The organism is Kitasatospora sp. NPDC098663 (assembly GCF_044760075.1).
Lineage (GTDB): Bacteria > Actinomycetota > Actinomycetes > Streptomycetales > Streptomycetaceae > Kitasatospora.
In genome coordinates this window covers 329490-343891 of sequence record NZ_JBIWAP010000002.1, presented here as the reverse complement: position 1 = coordinate 343891, position 14402 = coordinate 329490, and the positions used below count along the sequence as shown (strand labels likewise).

The following is a 14402-nucleotide window of genomic DNA, read 5'->3' as shown; positions in this document are numbered from 1 at the left end:
GGTTCGACGAGGTTTAGCGACTGGTCAGCACGGGCGCGGCGGAGGGGGAAGGGGGTGGTCGGAGGCCGGTGACGTTCTTCTCCAGGTGGCGACTCGGGGTGTTGCCGGAAACCTGCGCTTCACCGGAACTGCACGTGGGCCCCGGCCGCCTCACAGCGGCCAGCGGCCGTCCCGACCGCCCCGCCGCAACTCCTGCCCCACCCACTGGAGCCCGGACAGGAAGCCCTCGGCGCCGGCCTGGCACTGGTCGCGCCGCAGGTAGCCGCGGGCGCTGCGCGCCACCGGCGCGGGCTCGACCGCCGACCGCCGGGTGCTGCGCGCCGGCAGGTAGGCGGACCACACCCACTGCCGGCCCTCGGACTGGGCCACCGAACATCGCAGGGCCGCCCGCTCGATCAGCAACACCCGTACCGCCTCGGCGAGTTCCTCCTCGCTGCGGTAGGTGCGCACGCCCACGCCGAGCGGCCGCCCGTTGGCGGCGCGCAGCGCCCAGCCCAGGCAGCGTTCGGGTGCGGGGACGATCAGCAGACGGGGGCCGCGCCCCTCAGCGGCCATCGGGGCGTCTCAACGAGACGGTGTTGCGGGGAAGTTCACGGCCCGGCAGGTCGCGAGCCGTCGGCCGCTCACGAACGGATTGCTCACGAACGGGCCGCTCACGAACGGACTGGTCGCGAACGGGCCGGTCACGCGCGGGCAGCTCCCGGACGGGCAGGTCCCGCGCGGGCTGTTTGGCCAGCAGCACGACGAAGCGCCGGAAGGCGTTCTGGCAGGTCGCGTACCGCTCGTACGCGCGGCTGGAACGCACCTCGGGCAGGCTGCGCGACCCGGGGACGACCCAGACCCAGCCGATGCCGTCCCGGACGTGGGTGATCCGCGCGGTGAGTTCGGCGGCCCCGACGCGTAATCCGTCGAAGCCGCGCTCGGCCTCGCCGGGCGTCTCGAACATGGCGGCGGTGATGGCCACCACCCGGCCGTTCGGCGCCTTCAGCTGCCAGCGGTACCGCCCGTCCGGGGCGCGCTCCGTCCTGAACCCGCCTCGACTTGCCCCTGCTGCGGTGTTCCCGCGGCCAGACGCGTCCACTGCTCCCCCCGTCCGGTTACCCCTCCGAGACCGGTGCAAAGCTATGTGTGCACACGGACCCACGGAAAGCCCAGAACGTTCACAACTTGCGGTGTTGGTCGGGAAGTTCTCCCTCGTTTAACTTTCACCGGCCAACCGCCGAGGAGGATCGGGCCGGGTTCAGAGCCGGGCCGTCCAGCGGACCATGGTTCCCTTCCCGTACGGCCCGGCCTCGTGCCAGGCGGCGCCGCCGAGCGCCTCGGCCCGCCGGGTCAGGTTGAGCAGGCCGCTGCGGCGGCCGCCCGCCGGGATGCCGACGCCGTCGTCGGTCACCGTCAGCAGCACGCCCGGGCGCCCGCCCCGGTCCAGCGACTCCGGGTCGCCGCTCACCGGTCGGCCGGTGTCGTCCAGGTGGGCGGTCGCGTCGATCTCCACGCCGACCCGGGAGGCCCGCGCGTGCCGGGCCGTGTTGGAGAGCATCTCCCTGAGCGCGGCGAGCAGTTGACGGCCGTTCTTCTCCTCGACCAGGCTCTCCACCGGCCCGACGAAGCTCACCGAGGGCTTGAAGCCGAGCGCGGCCGCGGCCTGGCTGGCCTCGCGCAGCACCCGGGTGCGCAGGGTGTCGGGCGCGTCGCCGTGGTTGTCGTGCTGGAGGGCGTAGATGGTGGTGCGGACCTCCTGGATGGTGGCGTCCAGCTCGTCCACCGCCTTGCCGATGCCGACCCTCACCTCGGGCACCACGGACCGCCGGGCCGCGCTCTCCAGCATCATCCCGGTGGCGAACAGCCGCTGGATCACCAGGTCGTGCAGGTCGCGGGCGATCCGGTCGCGGTCCTGGAAGACGGCCAGGCGCTGCTGGTCGCGCTGGCCCTCGGCGAGCCGCAGGGCCAGCGCGGCCTGCGAGGCGAAGGTCTCGGCGAGCTGCTTCTCGGTGTCGGTGAACGGCAGGGCGCCGCGCGGGCGCCAGACGCAGAGCCCGCCGAGCACCCGCCCGGCGGCGACCATCGGGACGGCCATCGACGGGCCGAAGGCGCGGGCGAGCCGGATCTCCACGGTCGGGTCGCTGGACATGTCGTCCAGGTAGACGCTCTCCCCGGCGAGCAGCCGGGCCGCGAAGTTCTCCCTGGGCAGCAGCTCGCCCCGGACGAACTCGGCGGCCTCGCCGGAGGCGTGGGCGACCCGCATCTGCCCGTCGCCGTCCTCCGTCGGTTCGGTCGGGAGCAGGATCATGCCGAGCGCGGCGTCCGCCAGCTCCCGGACCTGCTCGGCCGCGACGGTGAGCGCGCTCTCGGCCTGGTCGGTGGAGAGCAGCGCCGTGGTGACGGCGGAGGCGCCGGCGATCCAGCGTTCCCGGCGCCGCCCCTCCTCGTACAGCCGGGAGTTCTCGATGGCGACGCCGGCCGCCGCGGCGAGCGCGTGCACCACCTGTTCGTCCTCGGGGGTGAAGGCGCCGCCGCCCTTCTTCTCGGTGAGGTAGAGGTTGCCGAAGACCTCGGCGCGGACCCGGATCGGCTCGCCGAGGAAGGTCTTCATCTCCGGGTGCTGCGGCGGGAATCCGGAGGAGCGCGGGTCGGCGCCGAGGTCGGCGAGCCGCAGCGGCTCGGGGCGGTCGATCAGCGCGCCGAGGATGCCGCGTCCGGCGGGCAGGTCGCCGATCTCGGCGGCGGTCTCGTCGTCGACGCCGACGTGGATGAAGTCGGCCAGGCCGGTGCGGCCGGGGGCGATCACACCGAGGGCCGCGTACCGGGCGTCGACGAGTTCGGCGGCGCCGGTGGCGATCCGGTGCAGGGTGGCGTGCAGGTCGAGCCCGGCGCCGATCGAGACCACCGCCTCCAGCAGCCGCTGCATCCGGTCGGTGACCGCGGCGGCCGACTGCAGGCGTTCCGCGACCTCGGTGACCAGGGTGTCCAGCCCGAGCGAGGCGATCTCCGGCACCCGATGGGGTGTCGGCTCGGGCGCGGCGGCGGAGGGCTCTGGCGTGGGGTCCATGCAGAAAGCCTAGTTTGTACGCTTTTCATCCGAAGGACGGCGCGACGTGGGAAACGCGCCCCGACCGGGCCCGACGAGCGGCCCTGAGCAGGCTGGGCGGGCGGCCCCGCCCAGGCTGGGCGGGCGGCCCCGGCCGGGCCTAACAGGCGGCCCCGACCGGCTCCAGCAGCCCGTCCGCCTCCCGCTCCCGCCGCCACAGGGCGTGCAGCCGCCCGTCCCGGTCCGCGACCAGCTCCGACCAGCGGCCGCGCTCGGCGACCCGGCCCCCGTCCAGCACCAGCACCTCGTCGACCGTGGTGTCGTCCAGTCCGGCCAGCCGGTGGGTGATCAGCACGGTGGTGCGGCCCTCGGTGGCGGCCAGCAGGTCGGCGGTGAGCGCGTCGGCGGTGGGCAGGTCGAGGTGTTCGGCGGGCTCGTCCAGGACGAGCACCGGGAAGTCGGCGAGCAGGGCCCGGGCCAGTGCGAGGCGCTGCCGCTGGCCGCCGGAGAGCCGGGCGCCATGCTCGCCGACCATGGTGTCCAGGCCGTCGGGCAGGGTCAGCGTCCAGTCCAGCAGCCGGGCGGCGGCGAGCGCGGCGCGCAGGTCGTCCTCGGTGGCGTCCGGCCGGGCCAGCCGCAGGTTCTCCCGCAGCGAGCTGTCGAAGACGTGGGCGTCCTGGGCGCACAGTCCGATCACCCGGCGGACGTCCTCGCCCGCGAGCGCGCGGCTGTCCACAGCCTGTGGACGGCCGTCGGCGAAGGTGACGGTGCCCGCGCTCGGCTCCAGGAACCGCAGCAGCGCCTGGGCCAGCGTGGTCTTGCCGGAGCCGGACGCGCCGACCACGGCGATCCGGCGGCCGGCCGCGAGGTCGAGGTCGACGCCGGCGAGCGCGTCCACGGCCTGCCCCGGGTGCCGCACGGTCAGTCCGCGCACGGCGACCGGCAGCGGCTGTTCGGGCAGCGCGGCGGGCGCGGCCGGCTCCGCGACGACGGCCTCGGCCTCCAGCACCTCGTCCAGCCGGGCCCGCGCGGCCCGGCTGCGCTGGCGCGCCTGGACGGCCAGCGGCATCCCGGTGACGGCCTCGAACGCGGCCAGCGGGGTGAGCACGACCACGGCCAGGCAGACCGGCGCCAGCGCGCCGCCGTGCACCCCCTGGACGCCGACGGCCGCCGCGGCGGTCACGGTCAGCCCGGTGAGCAGCGCGATCAGCCCGGTGCCGAGCGCGGTGGTGGCCGCCGAGCGGGCGGCCAGCCGGGTGAGCGCGGCGTCGGCGCCGCGGACGGCGGCGAGCCGGCCGGGCAGCGCGCCGGCCACGGTGAGTTCGGCGGTGCCGGTGAAGGCGTCGACGACGGTGGTGGCGAGCCGCCCGCGCTCGGGGGCCTGCCGCCGTTCGGCACCGGCCGACCAGCGGGCGGCCAGGGCGGGCACCACCGCGCCCGCGAGCAGCAGCCCGACCCCGAGCACGACCCCGGCGGCGGGCAGGAAGGCGCCCATCGCCGCCGCCGCGGCCAGCGAGACCACGCCCGCCACGGCGGCCGGCAGCCGCCAGCGCAGGTGGTGGTCCTGGATCGCGTCGACGTCGGCGACCAGCCGGGAGAGCAGGTCGCCGCGCCGGAAGGCGGGCAGTCCGGCCGGGGCGAGCGCGGTGAGCCGCCGGTAGACGGCGGCCCGCAGGGTGCCGAGGGTGCGCAGCACGGCGTCGTGCGAGACCAGCCGTTCGGCGTAGCGGAAGACGCTGCGGCCGATGCCGAAGGCCCGTACCGAGGTGACGGCCATCATCAGGTAGAGCACCGGCGGCATCTCGGAGGCCCGGGAGATCAGGTAGCCGGAGGTGGCCATCAGCGCGACGGCGCAGCCGAGGGCGAGCGCGCCGAGCAGGACGGACAGCGCCAGCCTCGGGGTGGTGGCGGCGGCCTCGGGCTCGTCCTCCGACGTGGCGGGGGCGGGCGTCGGCCGCCCGCTGTGCGCGGGCCGCTCGACCGCAGCGGAGGACGTGGCCGTGGCCGGGCCGGCGGCCGGGGCGGGCGCCCCCGCCAGCCGGACCCGCCGGTCGGCGACGGCCAGCAGCGCCGGCCGGTGGGCGACGATCAGCACGGTGCGCGCCGGGTCCTCGGCGAGCGTCCGGACGGCGTCCACGACGGCGGCCTCGGAGGCGCCGTCCAGGTTGGCGGTCGGCTCGTCGAGGAGGACCAGCGGCCGGTCGTCGGCGAGCAGGACGCGGGCGAGCGCGAGCCGCTGGCGCTGCCCGGCGGAGAGCCCGGCGCCGTCCTCGCCGAGCGGGGCGTCCAGCCCGGTCACGAAGTCGAGCGCGTGCGCGGCCCGCAGCGCCGTCCACAGCTGCTCGTCGGTGGCCTCCGGGCGGTAGAGCCGCAGGTTGTCGGCGACCGTCCCGGCGAACAGGTGCGGGTGCTGCGGCACCCAGGCGATCTGCCGCCGCCAGCTCGCCGGTTCCAGTGCGGCCAGGTCGTGGGTCCGCCCGTCGGCGGCGGTGATCCGGACGGTGCCGGCGTCCGGGGCGACGAGGCCGAGCAGGACGGCGAGCAGGGTGGACTTGCCGGCCCCGCTCGGGCCGGTGAGGGCGGTGGTGGTGCCCGGGCGCAGGGTCAGCGCGGCGCCGTCCAGCGCGGGCTCGGTCCGGCCCGGGTGGCGCACGACCAGGTCGGAGACGGCGACGGCGGCCCCGGTGAGGGCGGGTGCGGGCACCGTGCCGGTGACGGGCAGCGGGGTCTCCAGCACCTGGAAGATCTCGTCGGCGGCGGTCAGGCCCTCCACGCTGGAGTGGTAGAGCGCGCCGACCTGGCGGATCGGGAAGTACACCTCGGGGGCGAGGATCAGGATCAGCAGCCCGGTCTCCAGGTCGAGCGTGCCGTCCACCAGCCGGAAGCCGACGGTGACCGCGACCAGCGCGACCGACAGGGTGGAGAGCAGTTCCAGCGCGAAGGAGGAGACGAAGGCGATCCGCAGGGTGCGCAGGGTGGCGCGGCGGTAGTCGGCGGTGATCCGGGCGATGGTGGCGGCCTGGGCGCGGGCCCGGTTGAACACCTTGAGGGTGGGCAGTCCGGCCACCACGTCGAGGAAGTGGTGCGAGAGCCGGGCCAGGGTGCCCCACTGCCGGTCCATCCGGCTCTGGGTGGCCATCCCGATCAGCACCATGAACAGCGGGATCAGCGGGAGCGTCCCGGCGATGATCGCGGCCGAGGTGAAGTCGGCGCCGACGATCCGCAGCAGCACGATCACCGGGACGACGACAGCGAGCGCCAACTGCGGCAGGTAGCGGGCGAAGTAGTCGTCCAGCGCGTCGACGCCGCGGGTGGCGAGGGTGGTGAGTTCGCCGGTGCGCCGGCCCGCCAGGTAGGCCGGGCCGAGCGCGGTGGCGTGGTCGAGCAGCCGGCGCCGCAGGGTGGACTTCACCCGGGCGACGGACCGGTGCGCGGTGAGTTCGGTGAGCCAGCCGACCAGCCCGCGCCCGACGGCCGTCAGGGCGAGCAGCAGCAGCGGCGTGGTCAGTTCGCCGAGGGTCGCCTGGCGCTGGAAGGCGCGGACGACGATCTCGGCGATCAGACTCGCCTGGGCGACCACCAGGGCCGCGCCCGCCCCGCCGAGGAGCACGGATCCGGCGAGGAAGGCACGGGTGGTGCGGGCGTACCCGAGGAGTCGGGGGTCGACCGGCTTCACGGCGTCAGTCCTGGTCGAGCGCGGCGGCCGGGGCATGCCCGGGGATGTGCTGGACGCCGATGCGCTTGCGGAACACCCAGTACGTCCAGCCCTGGTAGAGCAGCACGAGCGGGGTGAACACCGCGGCCACGATGGTCATCAGCTTCAGCGTGTACGGCGAGGAGGCCGCGTTGCTGACGGTCAGGCTCCAGCCGTCGTTGAGGGTGGAGGGCATGACGTTCGGGAAGAGCGCCAGGAAGAGCATCGCGACGGCCGCCACGATGGTCGCCCCGGAGAGGATGAACGCCCAGCCCTCGCGGCCGAGTCGGTTGGCCACCAAGGCGCCGACCAGGGCCAGCACGGCGATGACCAGGGCGGCCAGGCTGCGGCCGTTGCCGTTGTCGGCCTGCGTCCAGAGCAGGAAGGCCAGCGCCAGCACCGCCGCCGCCACGCCCACCCGCAGGGCGGTGGCCCGCGCCCGGTCGCGGATCTCGCCGACCGTCTTGAGCGCCGCGAACACCGCGCCGTGGAAGGTGAACAGGCTGAGCGTCACCAGTCCGCCGAGGAGGGCGTACGGGTTGAGCAGGTCCCAGAAGGTGCCGACGTAGTTCTTCTGCGCGTCGATGTCGACGCCGCGCACGATGTTGGCGAAGGCCACGCCCCACAGGAAGGCCGGGAGCAGCGAGGTCCAGAAGATGGCCTCCTCCCAGTTGCGCTGCCAGCGCGCGTCGTCGCGCTTGGCCCGGTACTCGAAGGCCACGCCGCGCACGATGAGGCAGACCAGGATGATCAGCAGCGGGATGTAGAAGCCGCTGAACAGGGTCGCGTACCAGTCCGGGAAGGCCGCGAAGGTGGCGCCGCCGGCGGTCAGCAGCCAGACCTCGTTGCCGTCCCAGACCGGGCCGATGGTGTTGATCAGGACGCGCCGTTCGGCGGTGTTGCGGGCGAGCGGCTTGGTGAGGATGCCGATCCCGAAGTCGAAGCCCTCCAGGAAGAAGTAGCCGATCCACAGGACCGCGATCAGTACGAACCAGACGTCGTGGAGTTGCATGTCAGATCCCCTGTGGTCCTCAGTAGGCGAAGGCGAGAGGCTTGTCGGCGTCGTCGTCCGAGGACGGTCCGCGCAGGGTCGGGTCCTTGGCGGGGGGCTGCTCGGTCACCACCGGGCCGGCCTTGGCGTACTTCACCAGCAGCCGGACCTCGACGACGGCGAGGATCGCGTACAGCAGGGTGAAGGTGGTGAGGGCGCCGATCTGGGTGCCGACGCTCACGTTGGGGGAGACCGCGTTCGCCGTGGTCATCAGGCCGAAGACGGCCCAGGGCTGGCGGCCCATCTCGGTGAAGATCCAGCCGAAGCTGTTGGCGATCAGCGGGAAGCCCATGGTCAGGATGCCGATCCGCCAGCTCCACTTGGTGAGGAACGGACCCATCTCCCGTCCGGGGGTGAGCATCAGCCGGGGCACCTCGGTCTCGCCGGTGCGGAACTCGGGGCGCAGGAACTTCTTGCGCCGGGTGGTCCAGAGTCCGATCAGGCCGGCCACGAAGGAGGTCATCCCGAAACCGATCATGAGGCGGAAGCCCCAGTAGGTGACGAAGATGCTCGGGATGTAGTCCTTGGGGTCGCCGCCGTACTTGGCCGCCTCGGCGGCCGCGGTGTCGTTGATGCCGGGGACGGAGGAGTTGAAGTCGCTGTGGGCGAGGAAGGAGAGTATCCCGGGGATCTCCAGCTCGACCGAGTTGTGGCCCTTGCTGACGTCGCCGACCGCGAAGATCGAGAACGGCGCGGGCGACTGGGTGTCCCACAGGGCCTCGGCGGCGGCCATCTTCATCGGCTGCTGCTCGAACATGACCTTGGCGAGCGAGTCGCCGCTGAGCGCGGTGCCGGCGCCGAAGACCACGGCGAGGACCAGGCCGAGCCGCAGCGAAGTCCGCATCACGGCGGTCTTCTTGGGGTCGGCGCTCTCCGGCTTGCGCTTGGCCTTCCAGAGGTGGAAGGAGGCGATGCCGACCATGAAGGCCGCGCCGGTGAGGAAGGCGGCGGTCAGGGTGTGCGCCACCACGGTGAGGGTGGTGTTCTGGAACAGCACCTTGGCGATGTCGGTGAGCTGGGCCTTGCCGGTGACCGGGTCGATCGAGTAGCCGACCGGGTGCTGCATCCAGGAGTTGGCCGCCAGGATGAAGTAGGCGGAGAGCACGGTGCCCAGGGCGACCATCCACATGCAGGCGCAGTGGATCTTCTTCGGCAGCTTGTCCCAGCCGAAGATCCACAGGCCGATGAAGGTGGACTCGAAGAAGAAGGCGATCAGCGCCTCCATCGCGAGCGGGGCGCCGAAGACGTCGCCGACGAAACGGGAGTAGTCGGACCAGTTCATGCCGAACTGGAATTCCTGGACGATGCCGGTGACGACGCCCATCGCGATGTTGATCAGGAAGAGCTTGCCCCAGAACTTGGTGGCGTGGAAGTACTTCTCCTTGTTCGTCCTCACCCAGGCGGTCTCCAGCCCGGCCACGATGGCGGCGAGGCTGATGGTGAGCGGGACGAAGAGGAAGTGGTAAACGGTGGTGATGCCGAATTGCCATCGCGCGATGGTCTCGTGAGCGATTGCCAGTTCCACGTCGCCCTCTCTCCAACCGACCGGCCCCGTTGAAGGGCATGTTTCGGACAAACTTCATCTATAGCTGTAGACCGCTGCCCAACCACACAAGCTTGTCCGCTTGTGAACGTGAACACGTTCACAAGGAGCAGTATCCATCATCCTTACGAAGGAATCGCAGGCGGGGTGGGGTTGACACCTTCGGAACGGTGTGTAGCCGCACGTAGCTGGGCGTGGCCGTGTGTGGCCGTGTGTGGCCGCGTGTGGCCGTGCGGCGGCGGTGCAGTGGTGAATGCAGTGGCGGTGGGGACAGTCTGCGGAGCCGTCGACGGCCCTGACAACGAACGACCGGGCAGTCGGCGGAGCGATCTTGGCCGATCCGTCGCTTGACACGACGGCGCCCACGCCGTCGCGGACGGCGTGGGCGCCTGAAGGGACCAGCGGCCCCTGGCACTGTCCTCGTCTCTCCGCTACGCCCGGCCGAGGAGCTGGGTGCCGGGAGTGGAGTCGGCGCGGGCGGTGAAGAACTCGGTGAAACCGTGCAGGAACTCCTCCACGGTGATCCGGCCGTCCCCGTCCACGTCCAACTGGCGGAACCCGTCCGACAGTTCGGCCGGATGGACGCGCGGGCCGCCGAACACCGCCCGGTACTCGTCCGCCTCCAGGAACCCGCTGCCGTCGGTGTCGGCGGCGGTGAACACGGCCCGCAGCGCGGGCAGCAGCCCCTGCTCCAGATAGGCCGGATCCCGGTCGCAGCCCGCGACGGTGGCCGCCACGAACTCCTCCCGGCTCACCTTGCCGTCGCCGTTCGCGTCCATCGCCGCGCGCAGCTGCTCCCACCAGCCGTCGAAGGCCTGGTACACCCGCGCCTCGGCGGCCTCGTCCAACTCCAGCTGCCAGCACACGTTGTGCGCCATCGCCCGCAGGTCGTGGACGGTGAGGAAGCCGTCGCCGGTCTGGTCCAGCACCTCGCGGAAGAACCGGTCCACCCGGGACCCGCGCGCGTCCCGGCGCGGCGGACGCCACCGGGCCGGGGCACCGCCCTGCTCCGGGGAGCGGTAGCGCAGCCGGTCCGGCAGCCGTGGGACGACCGCGCCGGCGCCCCGGTGCAGCAGCCAGGACAGCAGCGCGGCCCGCCGCGTCCGCACCAGCCCGAACCGCTCCCGCACCACCGGCGGCAGATCCGCCACCGTCAGCGCCGTGATCGCCCGCGCCACCACCACCCGCAGCACCCGCCACCCGGCGTCGCCGAGGAACCACAGCCGGCGCGGCCGCGGCGCCCCGCGCAGCATGTCCTCCAGCAGGTAGCGGGCCGCCTCGGTGAGCTCCAGCCGCTCGCGCGCCGCCCGGGCGAAGTACGCGGGCAACTCGGCGGCACTGGCGGGGAGTTCACCCTCAGGCAGCCCGAAGGCCGCCACCGACCCGGTGAACTCCTGGTAGGCCGCCTCCAGTTGACCGTCATCGTACGGATCCCCGCCGAGGCGCCGCATCGCGACCACGCATTCGAACAGCGTCAGCAGCACCCACGCCCGGGTCGCCGCGTCCTCGGCGTCGTACGCCCGCCCGTCCGGCGCCGTCCCGCGGATCCGCTTGTGCGCCCGGTCCAGCCGCGCGACCTCCCGCCGCAGCGCCTCCCCGTCCTGGTAGAACAGCCGCCGCCCGCTCCCCAGCGTGTGCTCCACCCGCCGCCACGGATGCGCCTGGTACGTCGAGTGCTCGGCCATCCCGGCCCCCACCACCGGATCCGCCGCCTGCAACACCAACAGCCGCCACGCGACCAGCGCGATCCGCCACTCGGACAGGTCCCGCCGGAACGACACTCCGGGATCAGCCACCGGATCAACCACGGGATCAGCCACGGCGCTCACCGGTGACCTCCGGCCCGATCACGAACCCCTCGGCGGGACCCTCGGGGATCACGGCCTCCTCGCCGTACGGGATCCGGGTCGAGGAGGCGTACGCACGGCGTTCGGGGTCGGGGCCGGTGAGGATGGTCACGGCACCGCCGTCGTCGTAGTCGTCGATGATCACGTATACGGGGATGCCGGCGGCGGCATAGGCGCGATGCTTGAGGACGTGGTCACGCTTGCGGGCCTCGGCACCGGGAGAGACGGTCTCGACGACCATCGGAACGCCGGACGCCAGCAGCCCCAGACCCTCGGGATGCTCGATCTCGTCAGTGTCGTCAGGCACCACGAAGACATCCGGGATCAGCACCTTGAGTCCTGCGATCACGTTGCCGTCCTGCCCCGGCCCGTACCCGGTGCCCCTGAAAAACTCGTACAGAGCCCGGCTGAGCCGTTTGTTGACGGTGAAATGCCGGGTTCCGCCAGTGGGTGACAACGTGATCGTCCCCTCGATGATCTCCGCTCGGAAGCCCTCGGGCACATCCATGGACTTCCACGCCTGCCACAGCTGCTGGTCCAGGTTCACGACGGTCTCCTCGACGACGAGCACGCTCATATATGGGACACCTCTTTCCCGTCCAGTGTGATCAGCCCGCGCGAGCCCGCACAAGCAACGGCAGCACGGTCGCACACGACCGGGGGGCCGGTCGGGTGAACGGCGGGGGTTCACCCGATCGGGGCGTTTCGGGCCCGGAAACGCGAAACCGCAGGGCGGGCCGGGAGGGGGCCTGCCCTGCGGTTCGGGGTGCCGTGGGGTTCGCGCCCTCCTCCCGAGCGGGCGCGAACCGGGTGGATCAGGAGGAGGAGCGGGCCGGCTTGCGGCGGGAGACGTAGAGGGCCGCGGCACCCAGGCTGAGGGCCAGGCCGGAACCCAGCGCCAGGTACGGGGTGGCCGGGGTGGAACCGGTCTCGGCGAGCTCGGTGGTCGAACCGGTCGTCGCCTTGGCCGAGGCGGCGGTCGTCGCCTTGGCCTGGCTGCTCGCGGTGGTCGCCTTGGTCGTCGAGGTGGTCGACTTGGTCGAGGTGGTCGAGGTGGTCGACGCGGTGGTGTCCGCTGCCTCGGTAACGGTGGCCGGCTGCTCGGCGGGCTTGTCGGCCGGCTTGTCCACCGGCTTCTCGTTCCGCTGCTCAGCCTCCTGCCGAGCGTAGTCGACCGCCTTCGCCTCGGCGTACGCCTTGTTGGCGGCCTGGTAGGCCTTGATCGCCACCGGAACGGCCGCCTCAGCCTCGACGACCTTGGCGTTCTCGGCGGCCAGTACGTCGTTCAGCTTCTTCTCGGCGGCGGTCACGGCCTCCTTGGCCTTGCGGTCGGCGTCGGCCGCCTCGTTGGCGGCCTTGCTCGCCGCCTGCATCCGCTCCCGGGCCTTGTCCAGTTCCTCCGGCTTGGCCGATCCGAACGCCAGCGAGGCCGCCTCGGCCTCCTTGTTGGTGGCGGCTACCACCGCGGCGGTCTTCTCGGCCGCGTCCTCGGCTCGCTGCACCCACATCAGGTAGGGCTGCGGGTTGGCCTTGAAGGTCTCGAAGTTGGCCCTCCCGGAGACTGCCCGCATGCGGGCCGCCTCAACGGCCGCGGACGCGTCGGCCTGGGCCTTCTCCAGGGCGGCGATCGAGGCGGTGTCGTTCTGGGTCTGCGCCGTCGGAGCCGACTCCGCGAAGGCGGGTGCCGCGGAGAGCATGGCTGCGGGCGAGATCACTGCAGCGACGAGGGCGGCCGAGACCAGCGTACGGCGGAGGTTCAACATGACCCCTTTCGGGATGAATGGAAGGCAAAGTCCGTTCACCGAGCGGTCCTTGACCGCCCAACGAGAGCCGATCATAGGCGTACGGATTCTTCACATTCCATTTCGTTTTCGAGCACGGTAAGGGAATTGATGAATCGACAAATGAGACCTGGTCGCGCCGGTCCCCGGTGAGCTCCGGCCCAAACCCTGAGTCCTGCGATCACCTTGCCTTCCCGCACCGCCCGTAGCCGGAGCCTCCGATCGGGGCGTTTCGGGCCCGGAAACGCGAAACCGCAGGGCGGGCCGGGAGCGGTCCTGCCCTGCGGTTCGGGGTGCCGTGGGGTTCGCGCCCTCCTCCCGAGCGGGCGCGAACCGGGTGGATCAGGAGGAGGAGCGGGCCGGCTTGCGGCGGGAGACGTAGAGGGCCGCGGCACCCAGGCTGAGGGCCAGGCCGGAACCCAGCGCCAGGTACGGGGTGGCCGGGGTGGAACCGGTCTCGGCGAGCTCGGTGGTCGAACCGGTCGTCGCCTTGGCCGAGGCGGCGGTCGTCGCCTTGGCCTGGCTGCTCGCGGTGGTCGCCTTGGTGCCGGTGCCGGTGCCGGTGCTGTTGGTGTTGGTGTTGGTGGTGGTGGTCGCGGTGGTGTCCGAGACCGGGGTGACGGCGGCGGGCTGCTGGGCCGGCTGCTCCGCCGGGGCCGGAGCGGGCTGCTCGACCGGCTTCTCGCTCGGCTTGTCGGCCGGCTTGTCGGTCGGCTTCTCAGCGGCGGCCTTGGCGTCGGCGAGGGCCTTGTCCGCGGTGGCCTTGGCGGCTGCCGCGGTCTTGGTGGCCTCCTGAAGCCCGTGGAGCTTGCGCATCGCGTCGACCTTGGCGTCGTCCAGCGCCGTGCCGGCGGCGGTCACGGTGGCCTTGGCCTTGGTGTCCGCGTCGGTGGCGGCGTTGGCGGCGTCGAACGCCGCCAGCATCCGCACCCTGGCCGCCTCCAGCTCCTCCGGCTTCGCGGAGCCGTACGCGGCCGAGGCCTCGACGGCTTCGTTGTAGGTCTTCTCGTGGGCCGCGGCGGCCGTCTTGGCGGCGGCCCGGGCCTCCTGGAGCTTGCCGAGGTAGGGCTGCGGGTTGTTCATGAAGGCCGTGACCTCGGTCTGCCCCGCGGCCTCGGCGGCGACGGCGGCCTGGTGGGCCTTGGCCGCGGCGGCGGCGGCCTTCTCCAGCTCCGCGATCGAGCCGGTGTCGTTCCGGGTCTGCGCCGTCGAAGCCGACTCCGCGAAGGCGGGTGCCGCGGAGAGCATGGCTGCGGGCGAGATCACGGCGGCGACGAGGGCGGCCGAGACCAGCGTACGGCGGAGTTTCACAATGACCCCTTTCGGGTCGGAAAGAAAGCAAAAGCCGTGTGCCGGGCCGTTCTTGGCGGCCCGACGGCGTTGATCATAGGCACACGGATTCTTTACGCTCCATGCCGCGTTCCGGCAACGAAAACGGCCCGCCATTGCCTGGTCAGC

10 protein-coding genes are annotated in these 14402 nt (G+C 72.6%); all 10 read right to left on the bottom strand.

Going from position 1 to position 14402, the window contains the following annotated elements; translation table 11 throughout:
• Nucleotides 1-150 precede the first annotated feature (150 nt).
• The 10 genes from ACIQVZ_RS03600 to ACIQVZ_RS03555 all read right to left on the bottom strand — a co-directional run bounded on the left by ACIQVZ_RS03600 (nucleotide 151) and on the right by ACIQVZ_RS03555 (nucleotide 14255).
• Nucleotides 151-555, bottom strand: coding sequence for a hypothetical protein (locus ACIQVZ_RS03600; RefSeq protein WP_350876902.1), 405 nt, complete (start codon nucleotides 553-555; stop codon nucleotides 151-153).
• Nucleotides 545-1081 carry a hypothetical protein gene (locus tag ACIQVZ_RS03595; protein ID WP_402446834.1) on the bottom strand — a complete coding sequence of 179 codons (537 nt, stop codon included), beginning with the start codon at nucleotides 1079-1081 and terminating at the stop codon, nucleotides 545-547. Before ACIQVZ_RS03595 ends, ACIQVZ_RS03600 begins: the two co-directional genes overlap by 11 nt.
• 159 nt (nucleotides 1082-1240) lie before the next feature.
• The gene (locus ACIQVZ_RS03590) at nucleotides 1241-3049 is read right to left on the bottom strand and encodes a GAF domain-containing protein (RefSeq protein ID WP_402446831.1); all 1809 of its coding nucleotides are present in this window, start codon (nucleotides 3047-3049) and stop codon (nucleotides 1241-1243) included.
• 139 nt (nucleotides 3050-3188) lie between these two features.
• Nucleotides 3189-6704: a thiol reductant ABC exporter subunit CydD gene (cydD, locus tag ACIQVZ_RS03585; protein ID WP_402446828.1), complete on the bottom strand. Its 3516-nt coding sequence runs from the start codon at nucleotides 6702-6704 to the stop codon at nucleotides 3189-3191.
• Nucleotides 6705-6708: 4 nt separating this feature from the next.
• On the bottom strand, nucleotides 6709-7734 hold the full coding sequence (cydB, locus tag ACIQVZ_RS03580; protein WP_402446826.1) for a cytochrome d ubiquinol oxidase subunit II: 1026 nt from the start codon (nucleotides 7732-7734) through the stop codon (nucleotides 6709-6711).
• A gap of 19 nt (nucleotides 7735-7753) precedes the next feature.
• Nucleotides 7754-9298: a cytochrome ubiquinol oxidase subunit I gene (locus ACIQVZ_RS03575; RefSeq protein ID WP_350876892.1), complete on the bottom strand. Its 1545-nt coding sequence runs from the start codon at nucleotides 9296-9298 to the stop codon at nucleotides 7754-7756.
• 449 nt (nucleotides 9299-9747) lie between these two features.
• Entirely contained in the window at nucleotides 9748-11112 is a 1365-nt protein-coding gene (locus ACIQVZ_RS03570) for an oxygenase MpaB family protein (protein ID WP_402446823.1), read from the bottom strand.
• 16 nt (nucleotides 11113-11128) lie between these two features.
• Nucleotides 11129-11740 (bottom strand): Uma2 family endonuclease, encoded by a 612-nt coding sequence (locus tag ACIQVZ_RS03565; protein WP_402446820.1) that lies wholly within the window; start codon nucleotides 11738-11740, stop codon nucleotides 11129-11131.
• A 238-nt stretch (nucleotides 11741-11978) separates the two neighbouring features.
• On the bottom strand, nucleotides 11979-12926 hold the full coding sequence (locus tag ACIQVZ_RS03560) for an LAETG motif-containing sortase-dependent surface protein (protein WP_402446817.1): 948 nt from the start codon (nucleotides 12924-12926) through the stop codon (nucleotides 11979-11981).
• Between the two features lie 360 nt (nucleotides 12927-13286).
• Nucleotides 13287-14255 carry an LAETG motif-containing sortase-dependent surface protein gene (locus ACIQVZ_RS03555; protein ID WP_402446814.1) on the bottom strand — a complete coding sequence of 323 codons (969 nt, stop codon included), beginning with the start codon at nucleotides 14253-14255 and terminating at the stop codon, nucleotides 13287-13289.
• Nucleotides 14256-14402 lie beyond the last annotated feature (147 nt).

Excerpts from the sequence above, each read along its gene's own strand:
- ACIQVZ_RS03600 (WP_350876902.1), bottom strand. The coding sequence starts at position 555 with ATGGCCGCTGAGGGGCGCGGCCCCCGTCTGCTGATCGTCCCCGCACCC.
- ACIQVZ_RS03590 (WP_402446831.1), bottom strand. The coding sequence starts at position 3,049 with ATGGACCCCACGCCAGAGCCCTCCGCCGCCGCGCCCGAGCCGACACCC.
- cydB (WP_402446826.1), bottom strand. The coding sequence starts at position 7,734 with ATGCAACTCCACGACGTCTGGTTCGTACTGATCGCGGTCCTGTGGATC.
- ACIQVZ_RS03565 (WP_402446820.1), bottom strand. The coding sequence starts at position 11,740 with ATGAGCGTGCTCGTCGTCGAGGAGACCGTCGTGAACCTGGACCAGCAG.
- ACIQVZ_RS03560 (WP_402446817.1), bottom strand. The coding sequence starts at position 12,926 with ATGTTGAACCTCCGCCGTACGCTGGTCTCGGCCGCCCTCGTCGCTGCA.